1 protein-coding gene is annotated in these 640 nt (G+C 58.4%); it reads right to left on the reverse strand.

Translation table 11 applies throughout. The features are described from left to right. A partial coding sequence (locus tag IEY69_RS21635) for a helix-turn-helix domain-containing protein (protein ID WP_189075130.1) occupies positions 1-202 on the reverse strand: 202 nt, incomplete at its 3' end. Positions 203-640 lie beyond the last annotated feature (438 nt).

The raw sequence follows: 640 nt of genomic DNA on the forward strand, positions 1-640 counted from the left end.
TTGCGCCACTGGCAATGGTGGCCTTCAGGCCACCATTGCGTCGCAATCGTGCTTTCCAGGTGTAGGCCGTATGGACGGAGACACCGAAGTGATTCGCAATCTCCTGGTTCCGATGGGTTCCGCGTTCAATCCATGCGAGAGCGGCGAGGCGGCGCTCCTCGAGTTGAGCGCGGGAGTAGTGGGTCGGTTGCCAACCGGGCATGTGGCAAGTCTATCAACTCAGATCTTCACCGCGATCAATAAACCACTGTCGTTTTCAGGTGCTCGCGCGGCGACGCAACTCTGCGAGTCCGCTTCATTCAGAGGTCTTGAGGAACACCCTCAAGACCTCTGGCTTCTGCTGACACGCCTCAGCGGCTGTTCTCTTGTCACCTGCACAGCGAATGAATATCCGGTCGCGCTTCACGCCTTACAGAGGGCGATTACAGATCAGGGTCATCCCACATCGCTCCGCTCATGCCCGGACCATTCGACTTTGAACGACCTGAATCACATCCATGTCCTCTGCACTGGCAGGAGCGGGCGCACATTCGATGACCAGGCATCGGATACAACCTCCACTCCATCCGTGACGTCCTCTGTACCGGACATCTTGCCCTCAGACCGCGCCTGGCGCGTGAAATGGCGTGCTCAGCAGCCT

Origin of the sequence: Deinococcus sedimenti, from assembly GCF_014648135.1 — a bacterium.
In the GTDB taxonomy this organism is placed as follows: Bacteria; Deinococcota; Deinococci; order Deinococcales; family Deinococcaceae; genus Deinococcus; species Deinococcus sedimenti.